This window comes from Chryseobacterium sp. TB1-D10 (genome assembly GCF_059803555.1).
The window spans coordinates 146,105-166,687 of sequence record NZ_JAPFHB010000005.1 but is presented as its reverse complement, the minus strand read 5'-3'; the positions used below and the strand labels follow the sequence as shown (position 1 = coordinate 166,687).

12 protein-coding genes are annotated in these 20,583 nt (G+C 36.0%); 3 read left to right on the top strand and 9 right to left on the bottom strand.

Translation table 11 applies throughout. From position 1 onward, the window contains the following. Positions 1-558: 558 nt before the first annotated feature. Complete coding sequence (gene ffh, locus OPU68_RS08660) at positions 559-1,923, top strand: signal recognition particle protein (RefSeq protein WP_498473590.1); 1,365 nt, start codon at positions 559-561, stop codon at positions 1,921-1,923. A gap of 135 nt (positions 1,924-2,058) precedes the next feature. Here ffh and OPU68_RS08655 read toward each other — a convergent pair whose 3' ends face one another. Next, positions 2,059-3,618 carry a SusD/RagB family nutrient-binding outer membrane lipoprotein gene (locus tag OPU68_RS08655; RefSeq protein WP_498473589.1) on the bottom strand — a complete coding sequence of 520 codons (1,560 nt, stop codon included), beginning with the start codon at positions 3,616-3,618 and terminating at the stop codon, positions 2,059-2,061. A 5-nt stretch (positions 3,619-3,623) separates the two neighbouring features. Then, positions 3,624-6,575 carry a SusC/RagA family TonB-linked outer membrane protein gene (locus tag OPU68_RS08650; protein WP_498473588.1) on the bottom strand — a complete coding sequence of 984 codons (2,952 nt, stop codon included), beginning with the start codon at positions 6,573-6,575 and terminating at the stop codon, positions 3,624-3,626. A 130-nt stretch (positions 6,576-6,705) separates the two neighbouring features. Here OPU68_RS08650 and rnhB point away from each other — a divergent pair, with 130 nt between their 5' ends. Then, positions 6,706-7,299 carry a ribonuclease HII gene (rnhB, locus tag OPU68_RS08645; RefSeq protein WP_498473587.1) on the top strand — a complete coding sequence of 198 codons (594 nt, stop codon included), beginning with the start codon at positions 6,706-6,708 and terminating at the stop codon, positions 7,297-7,299. 252 nt (positions 7,300-7,551) lie between these two features. Then, a complete protein-coding gene (locus OPU68_RS08640; protein ID WP_498473586.1) occupies positions 7,552-10,710 on the top strand; it encodes a UvrD-helicase domain-containing protein in 3,159 nt (1,052 codons plus the stop codon). A gap of 174 nt (positions 10,711-10,884) precedes the next feature. On the opposite strand, the gene OPU68_RS08635 is transcribed toward OPU68_RS08640, so the two are convergent. The 7 genes from OPU68_RS08635 to OPU68_RS08605 all read right to left on the bottom strand — a co-directional run bounded on the left by OPU68_RS08635 (position 10,885) and on the right by OPU68_RS08605 (position 20,536). Beyond that, positions 10,885-12,855: a transglutaminase-like domain-containing protein gene (locus tag OPU68_RS08635; RefSeq protein ID WP_498473585.1), complete on the bottom strand. Its 1,971-nt coding sequence runs from the start codon at positions 12,853-12,855 to the stop codon at positions 10,885-10,887. A gap of 9 nt (positions 12,856-12,864) precedes the next feature. Beyond that, complete coding sequence (locus OPU68_RS08630) at positions 12,865-14,748, bottom strand: DUF3858 domain-containing protein (RefSeq protein ID WP_498473584.1); 1,884 nt, start codon at positions 14,746-14,748, stop codon at positions 12,865-12,867. A 12-nt stretch (positions 14,749-14,760) separates the two neighbouring features. Further along, on the bottom strand, positions 14,761-15,267 hold the full coding sequence (locus tag OPU68_RS08625) for a ferritin (protein ID WP_498473583.1): 507 nt from the start codon (positions 15,265-15,267) through the stop codon (positions 14,761-14,763). 81 nt (positions 15,268-15,348) lie between these two features. Continuing rightward, the gene (locus OPU68_RS08620) at positions 15,349-15,729 is read right to left on the bottom strand and encodes a hypothetical protein (protein WP_498473582.1); all 381 of its coding nucleotides are present in this window, start codon (positions 15,727-15,729) and stop codon (positions 15,349-15,351) included. Positions 15,730-15,834: 105 nt separating this feature from the next. Beyond that, positions 15,835-16,785 carry a hypothetical protein gene (locus OPU68_RS08615; RefSeq protein ID WP_498473581.1) on the bottom strand — a complete coding sequence of 317 codons (951 nt, stop codon included), beginning with the start codon at positions 16,783-16,785 and terminating at the stop codon, positions 15,835-15,837. Positions 16,786-17,072: 287 nt separating this feature from the next. Then, on the bottom strand, positions 17,073-19,733 hold the full coding sequence (locus OPU68_RS08610; RefSeq protein ID WP_498473580.1) for a 4-alpha-glucanotransferase: 2,661 nt from the start codon (positions 19,731-19,733) through the stop codon (positions 17,073-17,075). 71 nt (positions 19,734-19,804) lie between these two features. Further along, on the bottom strand, positions 19,805-20,536 hold the full coding sequence (locus OPU68_RS08605) for a hypothetical protein (RefSeq protein ID WP_498473579.1): 732 nt from the start codon (positions 20,534-20,536) through the stop codon (positions 19,805-19,807). Between the last annotated feature and the right edge of the window lie 47 nt (positions 20,537-20,583).

The following is a 20,583-nucleotide window of genomic DNA, read 5'->3' as shown; positions in this document are numbered from 1 at the left end:
TTCATCACAATACGCAAAGCTCCGAAGGAGCGACCTGTTAATGAGGAAAATCGAAAATATTTTTATTGAAACATATATATGCGCAAAATTGATATCATAAAATAATTAAACATTTTGAAGAAATGGTGTTTTATATTTTTAAAATGAATGTCTTCAAAGGTCGCTCCTCTGGAGTTTAGATTACATAGGTCGATTGATTTCTATTAACAGTTCGCCTTTACAAGGCTTTCTTTGTAATTTAAAATCCCTGATTCGAACCGAGTTTAAATAACATAAATTTATACATATAGATAAGGTTCGTTTTATCGTGAATCTGCAGCCCGACCTAAGTGGAGCTCTTTTTTGTGATTGCGATTGCTAAATGGTTCTACTGATGCAAAAACTTCTGTCGCAATCACAAAAAAAGCGGGAACGGAAGACGGATAAAGCTGCCCAAACCTTCAGGTTCGACGGAGTCAAATAAGATAAATGATAAATGATGATTGATAAGTGATGGTTGATTCTGTTTCCTTTGTTTAAATTTTCTTATTTTTGCAACCTTAATATATTACAAAAGTTATGTTCAACAGTTTACAAGATAAGCTAGATAAGGCGCTTCATAATATTTCCGGTCGCGGAAAAATCTCGGAAATCAACGTTGCAGAAACTGTAAAAGAAATCCGACGTGCACTCGTAGATGCCGATGTGAACTACAAAGTTGCAAAAGACCTTACGAAACGCGTGCAAGATAAAGCGTTGGGACAAAACGTTCTGACATCACTTACGCCGGGACAATTGATGACGAAAATCGTTCACGACGAGTTGGTGGAATTGATGGGTGGAAGCCAGGAAGGCATCAACCTTTCCGGGAAACCAAGTGTTATTCTAATTGCTGGACTTCAAGGTTCTGGGAAAACGACGTTCTCTGGAAAATTAGCGAATTATCTGAAACAAAAACGCAGCAAGAAACCACTTTTGGTGGCTTGTGACGTTTATAGACCCGCAGCAATCGATCAGTTGAAAGTTTTGGGTGGACAGATCAATGTTGAAGTTTATACAGAACTTGAAAATAAAAACCCAACTTCAATCGCATCCAACGCCATCAACTATGCAAAATCGAACGGTTTTGATACGGTGATCGTGGATACGGCCGGACGTTTGGCAATTGATGAGCAGATGATGATCGAGATTAAGTCCGTTCATAGTACTATTCAACCGAACGAGACTTTGTTTGTTGTAGATTCTATGACGGGTCAGGATGCTGTGAATACGGCGAAGACCTTTAATGATGTTCTGAACTTCGACGGTGTTGTTCTTACGAAATTGGATGGTGATACACGAGGTGGAGCGGCTTTGACGATTCGTTCTGTTGTAGAGAAGCCAATCAAATTTATTTCAACGGGAGAAAAAATGGAAGCCTTGGATCTTTTCTACCCGGAAAGGATGGCGGACAGGATCCTTGGAATGGGAGATGTTGTTTCCTTGGTAGAAAGAGCTCAGGAACAATTTGATGAAGAGGAAGCAAAAAAACTTCATAAGAAAATTGCGAAGAATGAATTTGGTTTTGATGATTTCTTGAAGCAGATCAATCAGATCAAGAAGATGGGTAATATGAAAGATCTGATGGGAATGATCCCGGGTGTTGGAAAAGCCATCAAAGATGTGGACATCAACGATGATGCCTTCAAACACATCGAAGCGATCATCCATTCTATGACACCAGATGAAAGAAGAAGACCTTCTATTATTAATGTATCCAGAAAACAAAGAATTGCAAAAGGTGCCGGAAGAAAAATCGAAGATGTAAACGCATTAATGAAACAGTTTGACCAAATGGGAAAAATGATGAAAATGATGCAAGGCCCTCAAGGTAAACAAATGATGCAGATGATGAGCAAAATGCCGAATATGCCAGGAATGGGCGGTGGATTGTTTGGGAAGTAAGGGAAGTAAGTTTCCTTTTAAATATATAAATACAAAACCCTGAGAAATATTCTCAGGGTTTTTTTTTTGATGGAAAGTTCAGGCAAAAAACCCGCAAAATGCGGGTTTTAAAAATTTTAGAATAAAAACTAATTATTAGTTTTTATCCCAGATTAGTTTACTACTCATTTTATCCCCTCCAATATTGTTAGATGCTGCTTCGTAATTTACACGATTTAGAGATTGAACAGATGTTGGATAGAATAATCTAGTTGGTAAATCTGTTAACCCTGCAATTAATGAGGTAAATGTATAAGTCGTAGCACCTTCATAAGGGACATTATAAGTACCAGTTTGTCCAGGCAACAATAATGTATTCGGATAACCAGTTCTACGATATTCTGCCCAAGCCTCATACGGCTGCATGTAAAGAGCAATATATTTTTGGTTCAATACTGTTTCTTTACTAGCCGCTGGTAATGATGCTACATAAGCGTCTGCGGATGCTTGGCTCACACCCCATCTTGTAAGAGATGATCTTACTCCGTTAATATAATTAGCTTGAGACCAACTGTTAGCCTCACTTAAAAGAAATTGAACTTCAGCATATTCCATATAAACTTCTGTATAGTCCGTTCTATAAACATTTTTACTGAAGAAATTGGCTGATGAAGCTTGGCTAGGCGCTGCCGAACTAGCAATCCCGTATGGCATTCCATTAAAATCATCAGGATTTGTAGATTCGGGAGAAGTTCCGGCAAGGATTAGAGCTTTCGTTGTTCCTTTAGGAGTTGCATACTTAAACAATCGTGGATCTAGACCAAAATTTCCTCTTTGACCTTTAAGTAATTCCACGAATGTTTTTGATACAGCAAGATCAGATCTTGTCTGAAAATCAGTATACATTGGTGAAGGATAAGTTAAATTTGCTTCAAAAGTCAAACCTACAGTATCCGCATTTGAAGTCATGACACCAGATGCGATTGCATCAGCTATATGAGCTTCAGCTCCAGGAACAACGCCTTTAACTCTCGTAGCAACTCTTAGTCGAAGTGAATTTGCAAACTTTTTCAATTTAGCTCCAGAACCAAACAATCTATCACCGGATGTAAATACCACTCCTGGCTCGATCATTTCGGATGCTTCTTTCAATTCTTTCAAAATATCAGCGTAGACTTTCGCTTGACTAGCAAATTTTGGCTGCAGCTCAGAGTTAATCTGTAATGCTTGGAAATCTGCGTCTTTATTACCATATGACCAATATGGAATATCACCAAAAGAGTCAGCCAAATTTAAAAATGTATAAGCTAACATTGTTCTTGCAGCCGCAATCTGATTATTGTTAGGGCCATATGCACTCATTTGCGCTTTAGTCAAAGGATCTGTATTCAGATCAATAATTTGCTTATAATCGGTAGCAACTCTATAAGAAACAGACCAAATAGCAACTCCACTGGTTAAACGATACTGGTATCTGTCTTCTTCTGTATAGGCTCTTTGCGCAGAATATTGTATCCAAGGCAAGGCAACTCTTCCAGAAGAGAAAGAACCTCTCATCTCTGTCATATACTCTCTATTGGCACTATTGAAAAGACCATATGTTAGAGGATTGCTAGTTTGATTATTATTGACATCAATCTCATCAAATTTATCAGCGCAACTATTAATGCTGAGTAGCATAGTGACTGCTGATATTATATAAAATATCTTTTTCATTTTTATTAAAATTTAAAATTAACGTTAAAACCGTAAATTCTAGTTGATGGTAGTGAACCACCTTCTAAACCTTGAATGTTTCCTGATCCATAAGAAGTATTTTCAGGATCAATTCCTTTATTGTCTAAGTTCCAAGCAAATAAATTACGTCCAAATGCAGAAACTCTAATTCCTTGGAAAGCACTTCCTATAATACTTTTAGGAAGATCGTAAGATAAAGTAATATCTCTCAATTTGACGTAGCTTGCATCAAAAACGTTTAAAGCATCTACACCACCATAGTATGCACCACCCCACTCAACTGCAGAGATATTAACATCATTACGAGTACCATCTTCTTTTACTCCATCTAGAACCACACCACCTTCTCTGTTTCCACCTAAGGCAGTATCTTCTAGCATACCTGAGTAATGACCCCACATATTAGTAGTTGAGAAATATTTTCCACCTTGCTGAATATCTACCAATGCTGATAATGAAATACTTTTATATTTCCACGTAGATCTTAAACCTAAATTATATTCCGGTAAAATTGAACCCAAGTTTTTCAATGCAGACACTTTGTAGAAACCATTAGCATCGATCACTTTGTTTCCATTACCATCATAAACAAAATCAGTTCCTAAGATCGCACCATAAGCAGAACCTACTTCGGCAGCTAACTGTGCACGAAAAGGAGCGTTAGTTATAATGTATCTTTCTAGATCATCTTTTAATGTAACTAACTTATTAACATTTTTCGCAAAATTGGCAGCTAAACTCCAAGAAAAATTTTCTGTCTTAACTGGAGTAAGATTTAAAGATGCTTCAATACCTTTATTTGTCATTTCCCCAGCATTAATTCTTGTAAATAAGAATCCTGTTGATGGATCTACTGGAACGGGAAGAATAAGTCCTTTAGATGTAACATCATAATAAGTAACATCTAATCCAACTCTACTTTTAAACAAACTTAATTCTAATCCAATTTCTTTTGTGTATTTCAACTCTGGAGCAATGTTTGGGTCATTGTTTGTGTTAGGATTTGAATACATAGGCGCACCTCCAAATGGGTTTGTTACTAGAACACCATTTATCACAGCTCCAACCTCGGTATAATTGTCTCTGATGAAAGTAGAAGCCCCAGAAGTGGCTATTTTCGACCAACCTCCTCTTAATTTACCAAAACTTAACCAATCTGCATTGACTAATTTTGTAAAGACAAAACTACCTGTCACAGAAGGATAGAATTGATCCTCGTTAACATTTGAAAACCAATCATTTCTACCAGTTGTTTCAACAAATAGCATATCCTTATATCCTAAAGACGCATAGTAAAATAAACTTTTTACAGCTAGATGATCTTCGTAGTTGGATGTCTGAGCAGCCCCTAAACTGTTACTTAAGTTATAAAGATTTGGAATAACCAATCCACCAACAGTTTGACCAGTTAAACGCTCATTTTTATTATCACGATAATTAAAACCAGCTGATGATGTTACACTGAAATCTCCAAAAGTATTATCATACTGAAGTCTACCTTCGTAGTTATATTCAGAAATATTTCTTTTGTTGATCAAATATCCAGGTATTCCTGCAGAACCTACAGCAACTCTGGTGGAGTTAGTAATCGAATAAGTATCTGCATAAACTTTTCCTGTAGCAGATAAATGTTTATTAAAACTATAAGTCAATCCCGCGGCTCCAAAAGTCCTAACCCTCTTATCAAGGGAAATATTTTCGTTTATGATCCAATATGGGTTATCAGAATATAGTGGCGTTGGATCATTCCACGCGGTTCTATTCCAAGTTCTTTGGCTTCCGTCAGCTAACTTATAGTCTCGAAGCTTGCCAAAGTCTAAACTTCTCTGTCCAAATTGATAAAATTTCTGTGGTAATGAATTGTCACCATATCCGGTCTCAGGTCTGTTGTAACCTCTAGTTACAACATAATTAATGTTAGCTTCAGCTTTTAACTTTTCTGATAGCTTTGTATTAAGATTGATTGATAGATTGTCTTTATTAACCTTCGAATTTGGAACAATACCATTAAGTTGAGTGTTGGTATATGATAATCTTACATTAGTATCATTAAATGATTGTGATACTGAAAAGTTATTAGTATAATTTACACCCGTATCCCAAAAACTATCTACATCATTTTTCGGCGCTACAAATGGAACTTCTTTTAAATAGTCATTTGAAAATTCCGGATCAAAAGCATACCAAGGCAAATGCATTAGATTTGCATCATATTTTGGTCCCCAAGACGCATCAGTCTCATATTCCATGATATTGTAAGTTCGCCCATTAATAACCTGAGTTGGAAGAGTACTAGAAAGACCAGCACCATATTGGTTCTGCAACTTAGGAGAAATATAAGCACTTTCAAAACTGATTCCAGTATTTATTTCTACTGAAGCCTTTCCTTTTTTAGCAGATTTAGTGGTATAAAGTATCGCACCATTACCTGCTCTTGCACCATAAAGAGCTGCAGCAGGACCACCTTTTAATACCGTTACACTTTCGATATCATCAGGACTAATGTCAAAAGTAGCATCACCATAATCTCTACCCCCGGCACCTCTCTGTGTATCAGTACTGTTAATATTAGTGTTATCCAAAGGAACACCATCCACAACGATCAAAGGTCTGTTCTCTCCTGTAATAGAGCTAATACCTCTCATAGTAATACGAGTAGATCCTCCAATGGAAGAAGTGGCAGTTACCTGAACACCAGCTACATTACCAGATAATGCACTAACTGCATTGCTTTGACCAGCATCTGATATATTATCACCAGTAATTGTTTGAGCAGCGTAGCCTAATGCTTTCTTTTCTCTCTTGATACCCAAAGCCGTTACTACAACGCCTTCGATATCTTGTGTCTTAGCTGAGTCTTGTACCGTTTGTGCAGAAACAACTGCAAAAGACGACGAAAGAACCACTGCTAAAACGCTTGTTGTTAATTTTTTCATATCAAATCAAATTTTTCAATAAACAAAAATGCAAAACTTTATTAATATATACAACACAAATTGTTAAAAATTTGTTAATTGTATTATGTAAAGTTTACTATTTCTATAACTTTGACAAGTAATATTTATTATGTCTTTATTAAAAAACTTTTCAAAAACACTTTTAGAAGCGGGCTGCGACGAGGTGGGAAGAGGTTGCCTCTCCGGACCGGTGGTCGCTGCTGCCGTGATAGTCAATAAAAACTTTAAGCAAAATTTGGTTAACGATTCTAAAACGTTAAATTTTAAAACAAGACAAAGTCTTGACATTTATATCCGTGAAAATGCAGTCGACTTTGCAATCGCAGAATTATCTCCGGAATTTATAGACAAGCATAATATCCTCAATGCCAGTATCCACGCCATGCATTTGGCTTTGGATCAACTTAAAAACCGCCCGGAATTAATCTTAGTTGACGGAAACAGATTCCATCCTTACAATTACACACCGCATCATTGCATCATCAAAGGTGACAGTAAATATCTATCAATTGCCGCCGCTTCTATCATTGCAAAAAATTACCGGGACAACCTGATGATCAAACTTCACGACGAATTTCCTGAATATGGATGGAACACCAATTTTGGTTACTGTACAAAAACACATCAAAAGGGACTCAAAAAATTCGGACCTACGATTCATCATAGAAAGTCTTTCCGATTGGATTATGATGTAGAAATCTGAGAACTAAACATCAGAGAAAAAATTTTTCTACTAACTATTAATTTTAGAATAGGTTTTAATTAAAATTTTAAATCAAAAACAAGTTTTAAATTAAACACAAACAAACAAGCTTTGATCGAACAAAGATCGAACATACAATAAACAAAGAACGAACAAAGCCAAGTGAAAAATTTACTTTGTCGGAATGTTTAATTCTTCATCTTGTTTCTTTTCCCTTGATTCTTGTATCTTAGTTCTCTTATCTTTGTTAATATGCAAAACTCATACACTGTCATCAACGCTTCCGCCGGCTCTGGCAAAACGTACCGTTTGGTTCAGAGTTTACTGATGATCTGCTTAAGATTCCCTAATCAATCTGATGCGATCCGCACCATTTTGGCATTGACTTTCACAAATAAAGCGGCCAAAGAAATGAAGGAAAGAATCCTTTTCTATCTCGGCGAATTTGTAAAAGATAATTATTTCGAAAATCAGGATCTGAAGAACATTCAGGAAGCTTTAGCGAATCAGGGTTACAGGATTACGTTGGACGATTTGCATTACCGTTCGCAGAAAGTTCTTGATTATATTTTGCACCACTACTCGACCTTGAACATTGGAACGATTGACAAGTTCAATTCCCGATTGGTCAAGAGTTTTTCCTACGAATTGGGATTGGCTCAGAACTTCAATTTGGAAATTCAGCCGGAACCTTATTTGATAGAAGCGGTTGACAAAATGCTGGATGAGATTGGCGAAGATGAAACCGTTTCCGATGCTTTTATGGATTACGTCAACTATAATCTTGATAATAATGAACGTGTCAATCTCAACCAAACGCTTTATAATTCGGCGAAGAAATTTGTGAGTGATGTTCATTATCAACCACTTCAGGCCAATAAAGATTTTGAATGGGAAGCTTATGAAAACAAGAAAACCGAACTTCGTGAAACGATTCAAAATCTAAAATCAGAATCGCTTGAAATTGCAAAAAAAGCGTTAGACTTAATCAAAAGCAAAGATATTGAGATTGAGGATTTTGCTGGTGGAAAAAGTGGAATTGGTGGTTTTTTTGTTAATATTCTGGAGTTTCATAAAATTAAGGATAAAAAATTTCCGTTCCCGACAACTTCCGAAGATTCGAAGATTGAAACTTTCTTGAAAGGCGCTTCCACAAAAGGAAAACACAAGCAAGCCGAGATTCAGGATATTTTGCCGCAATTGATTTCGTGGCGGCGAGAAATCATTGATTTGTATATTAATTCTCAGAAAAAAGAAAAAGTTCTACAAGCGATTTTGCCTTTGAAAGTGAATGCCGACATTCAGAAAAAATTATTGGAAATTGAGGAAGAGAATGATTTGGTTTTGCTTTCGAAATTCAATATTTTGATTAATGAAAATCTTCGGAATGAACCTTCAGCATTTATTTATGAGAAAGTTGGGACGCAGTTTCAGCATTATTTCTTTGATGAATTTCAGGATACTTCCACGATGCAATGGCAGAATTTCCTTCCACTTCGGGACAACAGCATTACGTCGGACGACACGAGTTTCACCATCGTTGGCGACCCAAAACAAAGCATCTACAGATTCCGTGGTGGCGAAAGTGAACTGATGCTCAATATCATTAACAAAAAAGAAATCACGCCCAAATTTGCAACGGCAGAAAATCTCGGTTTCAACTGGCGAAGTGCGAAGAATATTGTTGATTTTAATAACAAGCTGTACGATTTTATGTCCGGCGATTTGAACGATGAACATCAGAAAATCTTCGGCGAAAATGCCTTGCAGGAATCAAAATCCAAGTTGGAAGGTCGCGTAAAAATTCATCTTTTGGAAAACTCTACCAAGAACGTTTTTTATGATGAAACGGTGGCGAAAATGCAGAATGACATTCAGGAAAGTCTGGATAATGGTTTCGATTTCTCGGACATCACGATTCTTTGCAGAGGCAATTCGGATATTTTCAATTATTCTCAGCTTTTGGGAAATTTGAAAGTCAATTACAAAGGAAAAGAAACTTACATCAAAACGATTTCTGAAAAAGGCTTGACCTTGGATTTGGCCTTTACCATAAAAGCTTTAATCGAATTTTTGAAATGGAATCTCGTTCCGAAAAACCGTCAGTTTCTTGTGAAAATGATGTATTTCCTGAATGTTTCCAGTAGAATTACAATGGCAGATTTCACTTCCGAAATAAAGGAAATTTTGAAGTTTGAAAACAAGAAAGATATTGAAGATTTCATTAATGAAAAATACAATGTCACGCTTATTCAGAAGGACATTCCGCAACTTAATCTTTACAACTTTATTGAATATTACATTCACGAATTCTCTGTTGAAAATAAGGAAACGGATTTCCTTTTGAATTTTCTGGAAATGCTTCACAATTACACGCAAAATACAGGTGCAACGCTGAAAGAATTTCTGAAATACTGGGATGATGAAGCTTCGAAAATAAGTATTCAGGCGAGTGAAAATGTAGATGCGATCCAGATTATGACGATTCATAAAGCTAAAGGTTTGGAGTTCCCAATAGTCTTCATTCCGATGCGAAATGAAAACAGCGACAAAAAATTCTCGGAATGGTTTGATCTGGGAAGTGAAGATGAACTGAAAACCGTGATTCTGAATCAATTTTCGCCTGAACTGGAAAGATATGATGAGGAATTGGCAGGTTTCAATTTGATTAATTCTTACCGAAATAAAATTGATAGATTTTGCATTCAATACGTTGCCACAACGCGACCTGTGGAACAATTATTTTTCTACCTTGAAAAACCGAATAAATCTGCTAATCATCTAGAATTATTTGATTTTGCATCTCAATTTCAGCCTGTGGAAAATGGTGAATTATTAGACTCTTTTGATGTTTATGAAGTGTCATCAGAATCCTTAAAAAAACAAAAGCAAAAAGAGAAAAAAGAATATTTATCCGAGAACATCAATTCTATTTCCCAGAAAACGGAGAAAGCTTCGAACATTGAAATTGCGACCTCATCCAAAAGCTATCAAAACCGGGTGGAACACGTGAGAATGGGAATCTTCACGCACGAAATTTTATCTAAAATCAAAACAGAAAAAGATGTATTGAAAGTTATTAACTCCTATTTACTAGAGGGAATAATTACAAGTGAGGAGAAAATTTCAATCTTAGAACGCATCGAAAATATCATTAATGATCATAATTATGCTTCCTATTTTCAGGAAAATCTTACAATTATCAACGAAAGAGATATGCTTTCTTTGGAGGAAGGAACTTCGAAAACATATCGCCCTGATAGATTAATTAAAACAAAAGAAGGTTTCATCATCGTGGATTTCAAAACGGGAATTGAGAAGGAAAAAGACCAGAAACAGGTGGATCTCTACCGGGAAAAACTGGAGCAGTTTGGTAAAAAGGTTTTGAAGACGGATGTGATCTACATTTAGTTAAGGAATTCGTGTCGCTCCTGTGGAGCTGTATGTTGGTTGGTTATTAATTTTCTACAAACATATCACTCCTCTAGAGCTTTGCTCAAAGATTTATATAATTGCCACTAACAGTCGTCGCTCTGCGACTAAAAATAAAAAATCCCGGAAAATAATTACCGGGATTTTAATTTTCTATTTCTTAATAGCCGTTACAACCTGGCCTTCCATTTTTGTAATGTTATCGAAAATCTGTTTGAAAGCCGGATAATATTCTTTCGGATAAACCGGGTCTTCCACAGTTGTCGTGGTTTCTACTGTGAGTTTATTTCCTTCCTGCGTCACTTTGTAAACATACTGGATTGCGCTGTCTTCCGTTCGGAACTTTTTGGATTTGGGAACATTCTCAAAAGTATATCCTTCTGGTAACGTGATTGTCACTTTTTTGATTTTATCGTAACCAGTGTAAAGTTCGATTGGGGATTTTCTCTCATCCGATTGATCAAATTGATGAGACTTGCTGTATAAAAACAACAATGGATTGAAAACCAGTTTACCACCGATTCCATCTACAAAACTGTCAGAATCAAAATCGAAACTGGTTTGAAAAGCATTATTGTCCAGCAATTCTGTTTTGATATTGGTAAATGGAAAAGTGTATCGGTCTTTGTAAGATTCTTTCTGATATGCAGCTTTATCTTCCTCATATTTTTCATTATTCATCATCGCGTACAACATTGTATCTTTATCGGAAAAAGAACCAGCCATTGTTCCGTCCGGAGTAAGTTTCGCATCTACGGTCAGATATGTGGTGCTTTTCTCAGGACAGAAGATATTTACTTTTTTAGCTTCTTTATCTGTCATCAAATACCCATTATAATTGAGTGCCGATGGCCGGATAAGATTGGGAACCGTCATTTTAGAAGTGCCATCATAAATTATAAACTTTCCTCCAACGTCCAGACCGGCCAGAACATAATTCAGCTGATTAACGGAAGGCGAATAATCCAATAAAATACCTCTTCCTATGGTAGATAAAACTATAGGCTGCGCATCCAGACCTGCACTTCTCATCAGCAAGATCATCAACAGATTGATTTCTCCCGAGCTTCCGACTTTGGTTTCCAGAAGATTTCTAATTCCTTTTCCGTCTTCTGCGCCTACTGTATAATAATTATTCCACGTATAATTTTTCTGAACAAATTTAAGAATTGCCGCAGCCTTTTCTTGTGGAGAAGATATGTTTTTGATGTCGGCAGGGAGAAGGTCTTTTACCAAGGATTTCTTTTTCAATTGATCTCCAAAATATTCTGACTCATACAACTGTTTACGGATGTCCGTCCAGGTAACAGCGTAAGATTTGAAACCGCCAATATCACTATAATCATAAGCGCCAGGTGTCCTTGTAATATTTGTAGAGTTGAGCTCTGCCCGTATTGATGTTCTATAATTATCTATATTATGAACATAGATTTCATCTCTGAATGGTGCTATACTTTCAAACCCAAAACGGTACGTGTAATATTCTCCGCCGTAGATATTCTTATCGGCTACATCTCTGTTTTTAGGAGTAAGGCTTCCTTTATAATCTATATTAAATCCAAGATATTTCGGAAAGTCCAAAACATAGTCGAAGCGGCGTGTGGGAACTATATCTTCCACTGTAATCTTATCTACAGACCAGACATATGGTGATAAAACCGAATATTTGTATTCTACAATAGAACCATCTTTTACATTTTCAAAAGCAAATTTTGTAACCGTGTAGTTTTTGGATTCTTTGGATTTGTATTTGGAATTTTTTTCGACAGTCGTAGTTTCTACTTTGTCATTTACAAGATTATAAGTCAACACCTTAAGAGAAGTAACCTTTTCCGATTTGTTGTTTTTACCGTCATAAGTGTAAATCTCCTGATTCAGAAATTTTTCTGCCTGATCTTTTTTATAAATCTTGACACGGCTTACCACGTCCAAATTAAGTTGACCATCCGTAATATAATAATGGTAAGACTTGTAAAGTATCTCTGCAGCTTCTGATGGATTTTTTGAATAGGTTGTGGATTTGAGATCGCTGTTATCCAGTTTCGGAATATCAAGATATTTATACTGTCCGAAAATTGGCAAAATAATACAGGTTAAAATTAATTGTAAAAATTTGGTCTTCATTTAATTAAGTTATAGTTTGGTTATCAGGATTTTTGTATGGTCGATTTTATTTGTTTTTTTTCTGAAATTGATGTATTCCGAAATTTTTTCTGAAGGAAAAGTCCCTTTTTTCAGCATAAATTTTCTTTTCACTAGAAGTTTTTTATCCTGAGGTATGAACTCCATAGAAAAGCTCCCGAACTCAGACTCAATGTTGACAGGCGCTATGGATTCGGAAAATCTGTAAGTGTCCGGAATTGTATATTCTATTTCATAATCATCTGTGAATCCAAATGGAATCTCGATAGGTAGTTTCCTGTCTGCGTTTTCCAAATTGAAATCAGAATCCAAAAAAGGAATCGCACGGAAATAGATATCAGATCCTAAAGATTTGGAATAATTATTTGCTTTAAAATTCAAATCAAAATTTATTTTTGCTTCAGTTCTGTCATTCGTCAAATTTGTCAAATCAATGTTTGAAAACTGAAGATAATCATAACGTCTTTTTAATGCATCTTTCTGATCTGTCGGCGAAAGTGAAATCAATGGCAGAAACATATCGTACATTCCGCCGGAGAAATTAAAATTGGACGAAACATTCAAGGTATTATCTGCCGCGATATTGGCTTTGATTCTTAAAACCTCTCTATTATTTTCTGATAGAGATTTTGGGGTATCAATGATTTCTGCTGTATTATCTTTTACCATAATCACATTCCTATCCATTGTCCCATAATTCAAATGATTGAAGGCAATATTCTGAGAAGTATTTTCTAACCAGATATTTCCGTTTTCTGTCGGGATATAAAGAATAACGTGATTCCCATCCATCCTTGGAAAATCTTTATCAAAAACCTTCGCTGTCTTATCACTGTAAATTACTGAATAATAAGACGGAATTCCGGCTGCCTTTAAAAGAACCCTCATATAATTGGTCAATGCTTTACAGTCGCCATAGCCTTTTTTTCTAACGTCATCCGCTGCCATTGGCTGCCATCCGCCGATTCCTATTGCCACAAAAACATAGCGCGTTTTGCTTTGCATATATTGATAAATCTTCTGTACCTTTTCTGACACAGATCCTGTAAGATTAAGAGCATTAACTTCCTGCTGAATTTCGGGAGTAATAACAGAAACAGGCTCCAGTAAGCCTTTGTACCAATTCGCAAAACTATTCCAGTTGGAGAAATCGCCACAAACGCCTTTTAAGCAGGCTTTGTCCAAAGCAAATTCAACTTTGGAAACGACATTTTTGTAATTTGGAGAATAATTTTCTTCCTTATAAGCCGGGATATTTTTATACAGTACTTTGATATAATTATCGGATTCCAAAATTTCTGCTTTACCAAAAGAAGTTTCAGTGACTTTTTTCCGAAGCTTAATCCCAGATTCATTTTTAAATTCGATGCTCCAGCTTTGCACGGAAACATTTTCATCCTTATATGGTTGTAATACCGGGAGAAATACGGTGTCCGATGAACGTTCTGTATAAGAAGTTTCTATCGTGTAAGGATAAACCGGCTGTACAATTCTCATCTGTAGAGCCCTGTCATCAGAGTATAAATAAGAATCGTCTGATTGGCTGACATCATTCAAATCACTTTTGGAGTAAGTTTGGATCTGCTTACCATTCGCATCCAGAACTTTGATTTTTATATCAGAAATTTTGCTGTATTTATCGTAAGGAATGTAAACATAAGAGCCGCCATCTCCAGCTTTATTTAATATAGAAATAATAGCTTTCTGTTTTACTTCGATACTGTTTTCTGCCTTTATTAGATATTCGGAAGAAATATTACGAACAACAGCATTCGCATCTTTTTTAAGTTCTTCGGGAATTTCTGAGACAGCGTAGCTTTGTGAAAACGTCTTTACAGACATTAACACCATTAGGGTTATTAGTTTTTTCATCATTCGTAAAATAAATTAATTTGCTGTCGGAACAAAAACTCTTTGAGCCAGCTCCTGATCAAAAAGGTACAACGCGGACGGATTGTCTTTTACCATTTTGATTTTCGTAACAAGGAGTGATGCGCTAGCCTCCTCCTCTACTTGTTCATTGATGAACCATTGCAAAAAACTGGTAGTTGCAAAATCGCTTTCATCATTTGCAGCTTTTACAATATTGAAAATGCTTCTGGTTACCAACCTTTCGTGATCCAATGCTTTTTCAAAAATCTCCTGAGCGCTGTTGAATTCGTTTGGTGGTTTTGGTATTTCATTCAGGATTACTTTGCCGCCAATATCATTCACATAATCAAACATTTTGTCGGCATGCATGAGCTCTTCTTTGGACTGCACGCGGAAGTAGTTGCCAATACCTTCAAGATCCTGAGCGTAGAACCAAGCACTCATCGATAAATAAAGCTGTGCAGCATATTGTTCTTTTGTGATTTGCTCATTCACTAGGTTTATAATTGTTTCACTTACCATTTTGTTAATTTTTTCCCAAATATAACAAAAAAGAGCCGTTAAAAAATAACGACTCTTCTGAAATTAACCACAAAATAAAAACTATTTAACTACCGCTGCATCAACTGCTTTTCTACTTCTAAAGTTTTCTTTTCTTTCTGCCATTTTTTTGGCTTTCAGGTCCTGGAATTTTTTGAATTGTTCCGGAGTCAGGATTGCTTGCATTTCCGCTTCGTTCTGCTTCATTTTTTCCACTCTGTCACCTTTTTTAGCTTCGAAATTCTGTTTTCTTTCTGCTTGTTTTTTTGCATGAAGTTCTTTCAGTTGTAGAACCTGTGCATCTGAAAGATTCAGTTCCTGCTTCATTTTTTGCAGATATTCTGCTTTCTTTTGAGAATGATCTACGGATGAAGATTTAGTTTGCTGAGCAAATCCGAAAACACCTAGGCCAAGAAAAGCCACACTTAGAATTAATTTTTTCATTTTAATTGATTTTAATATTATTAAATTTTATCTGTTTGTTTGATGCATTAACATTTATAAAGTTAATTGCTTAATTTATAAAATTCTGTTAAATTTTAGATTCTTTTATCTGGAAGTCAATCTTATTCCGGAATTTCTACTGCCACCCTGAGATTTTGGAGCAGAATTTCTCTCACCTCCGCTTCTGTTTTCGATCTTTCTCTCGGAGTTTTGATTTTGTCTTATTCCATTATTCTGATTTCTTGTTCCTCCTGCATTCATATTTGGAGATTGGGTTCTTACATTACCATTTCCATTTCGGATTCCTCCGGGATTTCTAATTCCATCATTACTAGATCTTATTCCATTATTTTCATTGGTTCTTATTCCTCCAGGTTGTGGATTTCTGATTCCACCGGTATTATTTCCATTGGCTCCGCTTCTACTCGGTTGAGTACGCATTCCGTCATTGTTTCTGGTAGGATTTATCATCCCTTGATTTCTGCCAACTGTTCTAAAACCTTCTTTAAAATTGCCACGGTTCACCTTATAAATATTAATATTCACATTTCTGTAAACCGGTCTCACCGGATATCTTCTTGCATAGAAGTTGACACAACGGTTTCTGTAATACACAAATGGACTTGCGCCTCGGAAATAAACTTTTTGATAAACTACATAAACTCTGGGTCCTAAAATATTTTGAAGTGCATAAAATCTGTCATAATACCATCTGTCCGGATTCCATCTGTAATAAGAGTTCCATGCATCGTAAGAAGCAAAACGATTATTCAGCATCAAAATTTGCTGCACTTGAAAAGGACTCAACCGGTTTTGAAAAAAGAACTGATCCCAATTCACAGAATAGACAGCTTTCTGATAATCATTATAATAACCTTGATAATACTGATCCGGATAATAATCCGTTGGATAATTGTAATAATAATCTTCAGGATAATCGTAAGAGTTATCGTAGTATTCATATCCGTTATATTCGGTTGGATAAGTATCATAGTAGTCTTGTGCAGAAACCAATCCTCCAAAAATAATAGCCAGTGTAAAAAATATCTTTTTCATTTCTTTAAATTTATATTTATTTAAGAAAATTCATTTTTCTCTAATGAAACTTTCTACCTTTTGGATATTGGATAGGAATAAAAGTTAAAGTCTATCAAATTAATATTTCTGAAATCGATGATAAAACTGAGATTAAAGATTGATAATCAATGATATTATTTTTTGAATAAAAAAGAAAACCTCTTCAGAATTTGAAATTCTAAAGAGGTTTTTATGAAAATTTTGACAAAAATTTTAAACTTTAACAAAGTAAATTGAAGTCTTTAAAGCAAATTGCCAAAAGCAATCTAATATCGTCCGCTCGCTTCTATCCAGCCAGCTATTTTCTGATTGAACTGCGTTTGCTCTTTCAAATCTTCCAATTTAAGATGCATTCTGTAACGCCAATAGTGTGGGAAAACCGCAGGATTGTTGATTCTTTCTTCATCCATATTGGAATTCATCAAATTGTTATCTGTCGCCAAAAATTCCTGAATTGGGAAAATCGCCAACATCGCTTCTGTAAAAAGATGCTGTTTCATAATCATTTCCGATAAGTCCGGCGTCAAATCCCAAGGCGCAGTTCCGTACTGTCCCAATTGCTGATTGAAATATTTCTGAGTCAGGTTTCTGTCCTCGTGCCACCATTGTCTCAAAGTAGAACTGTCGTGGGAAGAAGCCGTAACCACATTAAGGTAACTTGCATTTTTTGGATCATACCACGGAATATTATCCGAAGGCATTCTTTGAACTTTCAAAGCGGTGATCGCCAACTTGTCCATTACAACCGGAACCGAATCCGGAACCAAACCAAGATCTTCTCCGCAAATCAACATCGTAGTTGAATTCAGTAAAGCCGGTAATTTTTCCATCGCTTTCTGGTACCAAAGTCCGTCCTGACGTTTGAAGAAATAATCATTGTAAACGTCGCTCAACTTCGCCTTTTCCCAATCCGGAAGATATTTGTAAGATGAAGTTTTAGCAATATTAAATCTTGGATGATAAACAATTCCATTCTCAGTATCTTCCGTTAAGAACAAAACATTTCCTGCCAAAGAAATCAATTTTTCTTCTGCCCAATCCCAGGATTCTTTTTTGAAATAATCCGTTAATTTTCTTTGGGTATCAAATTCCGGTTTGAAAGTATAAATTCCATTCTGATGATTGTCAAAAAAATGTTTTTGAATTTTCTCTTTAGACTCACCAAAATTTTCCCAAAGAATAGGCTCGTTCACATAAGGTTTGGTATAACGATCCTGATTAAAGGGAATCTGTCTGTCAGAAAACTCCTTTTCCGTAACAGGAACCGCCGGATAAAAATAACCTAACAATCCTTGCGTCGCAGAAATCGGCATTCTCCAGATTCTAAAAAATCCAAGAATATGATCGATTCTCATCGCATCGAAATATTGTTCCAAAACTTTGAAACGTTTTTTCCACCATTGGTAATCATCAGCTTTCATCACTTCCCAATTGTAGGTTGGGAATTCCCAGTTTTGACCTAAGTCTGAGAACTGATCCGGTGGTGCTCCAGCCTGGAAATCCATTCCGAAAAGTTCCGGCTCTGTCCAAGCTTCTACGGAATATCTGTAGATACCAATCGGCAAATCTCCTTTTACAGAAAGTCCTAGTTTATGCAGATATTCCACCGCGTCCTGCAATTGCAAATGCAACTGATACTGAACCCAGGCGTGAAGCATAATCGTAGAATAATCCTTATGTTTAGACGAATAAAGCGTTGCTACTTTTCCGGCAACAAATTTCTTATGGGTTTTCCAATCGTTGAAGTTTGGCGTTTTGTATTTGTCTCTCAACACACAAAATGCGGAGTAAGGCATCAACCATTCTTCATTGTCTCTAATAAATTTCTTGAAGTTTTTATCCTTCAGAATCGCTTCCTGATTTTTCTCGAAAACGGCTTTTGCAAATTTCCATTTTCCGGAAATCATTTGCTCATAATCGATTAAACTTAAAGCGTTAAGTTCTTCTTTTTTAGATTGATATTCTTTCGCTAAATCTTTTGACAAAGCATATTCCAGCTTTTCAATTGAAAGATATTGCGGATGAAGTGCATAAACGGAAATCGCTGCATACGGATAAGAATCTGTCCAGGTGTAATTCGCAGTTGTATCATTGATTGGTAAAATCTGAATCACAGAAAGTTTTGCATCATTTGCCCAATCGCCTAATTTTTTAATGTCAGAAAACTCACCTACGCCAAAACCATCTTCCGACCTCAAAGAGAAAACAGGAACCGCAACTCCCGCAGAATGCCAAAGTGTCTCGTTATTAAATTTAAAATAATGATCTGCTTTTACATACAAAATATCCTTGGTCGGATTTCCGAAAACCCAACGGTTCTCGCCTGGTTCTATGTAAACAAGTTTTCCGGTTCCGGTCGTTTTATCTTTAATGGCATATTTATAAAGAACAGTCTGGTGCGTCAGGATCTCAACACCAGTTTCCCAAACACCGTAATCGGTCTCTTTGAGTTCTACCGATTTCTCGGCATTCCAATTTCCTAAAGCATCTACATTTCCTATCAACACCAATTGCCAGTTCGGATTGTAAAGTGGCGCTTCTATTCGGAAAAGGTGGGTTTGTTTTTTGACAACCGAAAGTTTTTGTGGTTTGAAACCCTGAAGACGGTTGTGAAGAATTTTATTGGTTAGATAATTTTCCGGGAAGTTTTTGAGATTCCATTGATCGAAAATCACAAATTCTTTGAAGCTGTTCGGAAGATCAAGTTTATGAGTCGGGATTTCTTCATCCAAAACCTCATTTTCCTCGTTCAATAAAAGGTATTTGTACTGAATTGATTTTGAAAAATAGTCAATTTCTGCGGTCCAGTTGTTATTTTCGGAATAAGCTAAGTCATAATCGCGATGGTCGTTTTTCTCGTCGTAGAGGCGCAAAACGAGCCGCTGGCCAACTTTTGTTCCGAAGTTAACACTAAAGTATAGTTTCATTTATTAAGGTCTATTAATATGTACGCAATTTAACGAATTATTGAATTACAAGTATTAATCCATCAAAAAAATCATTTTTCTGCAATTCTCTCCAGGTAGTCTTTAATATTATTGTCAAGAGAAATCGTAATTCCTCCTACATTTTTGGCTTTCATATACATCAAGACTTTTTCATCCCGCAATGAAAAAATAAGGAAATCATTCAGTTTATCGGGCGCTATTCCGGCTTCTGTAAAATATTCCTGATCTATATTGTTCTTTATCCAAACCAATCCTTCCTGCAGATCTTCGTACTTATAAAGTCGTCTCAATCGTCTGGATTTGCCACTCAGCACATCATAAATAGCCTGAATCTTGACTGTCGGCGGAATCCCGATCAAAGGCAAAAGAATATCATTGACAGCTTCTGCCGGTTTTTCTCTCGGCTTGTCTGGCCCTTTTGGTAAGCCTATTGATTTTCTCAGCTCTTCTTTTTTGGCTGCTGCAATGTTTTTATTTTCGATTTGAACTTCTTCAATTTCCATCGGAATTTTAGCTAATCGAATTGTGAGGTAAAGATTATTGTTGATGATGATTTTCTCACGTTCATAGTTTTCTTTCACAAATCTGATTTCGTCTCCATTTTTTGCATTGATGGAAAACTCTCCAAGTTCATTGCTCCAAACTTTCTGATCGGAATTAATATTAATAATCAAAGTTTTGGGAACCCGTGCAGATTCCTCAGAAACAACAACACCCGAAATCGTCTGTGAAAAAACAAAAACAGAAATACAAATGAAATAAAAAAGTAGAAATTTCTTCAACAAACTGGTAATTTGACTCAAAAATAAGTTTTTATTAAAACAAAAAA